The organism is Spiroplasma sp. ChiS (genome assembly GCF_002968355.1).
In the GTDB taxonomy this organism is placed as follows: domain Bacteria; phylum Bacillota_I; class Bacilli_A; order Mycoplasmatales; family Mycoplasmataceae; genus Spiroplasma; species Spiroplasma citri.
The window spans coordinates 1-775 of record NZ_PUUH01000226.1; the positions used below are offsets into that span (position 1 = coordinate 1).

2 protein-coding genes are annotated in these 775 nt (G+C 24.0%); both read left to right on the forward strand.

Annotation, left to right across the window (positions count from 1 at the left end; translation table 4 throughout):
• On the forward strand, positions 1-339 hold a 339-nt coding region (locus C6B38_RS10190; RefSeq protein ID WP_162475908.1), incomplete at its 5' end, for a hypothetical protein.
• Between the two features lie 80 nt (positions 340-419).
• A partial coding sequence (locus C6B38_RS05950) for a hypothetical protein (RefSeq protein WP_146693337.1) occupies positions 420-775 on the forward strand: 356 nt, incomplete at its 3' end.

Consider the following 775-nt stretch of genomic DNA (forward strand, 5'->3'; position numbering starts at 1 on the left):
ATTAATATAACTTATCCTACTATTAATGATTTTAGTAAGATTGATTATAATGAGTATATTAAATTAATAGTGCCTTTTGATAATGATACGATTTATTATGAAAATAATGTATGAAAAGCAAAACAAGGCGGTGATATACCATCTGATGTTATTAAAGATAGTGATTTAAATAAAGATTATATTGATAAAGAAGATGGAAAATATATTGTTAAAAAAGCACAAAGTGGTAGTTCAATAACAGTTAATGCACCATTACATCAAAAAGATGATAGTAGTTTAGAGTTATTATATAATGAAGAATTTGTTATTGAATACATCAAAAAGATGATAGTAGTTTAGAGTTATTATATAATGAAGAATTTGTTATTGAAGAAAATAAATTATCTTTAAATAAAGGTTTAAAAGATACTATTGAACAAATGTTAAAATGAGTGCTTGAAATAAATAAAAAAATAAAATGAGAAAAAGTAAGTATATCTTATACACCTGATAGTGATAATTCTATTGATATTCCTGAATTTTCAGAAAAATATCGTTATCAAGTTTGATTATCACCAACTAATYGTAAAGTTGCTGAAGGTATGTTATGGCTTGAACCACCTTATTTTACAGAACAGAAAGAAAATAAAACTTTATCTAAACATCAAGCAACTTGTTTTATTGATGATATGGATAAAAACCCTTATAGTATTGCTTTATATAATGCTAGTGGTCGGGTTTATTTAACTAATGGTTCTGATGGTTCTAATATTCCAATTAATAGTGTTCGTATTTT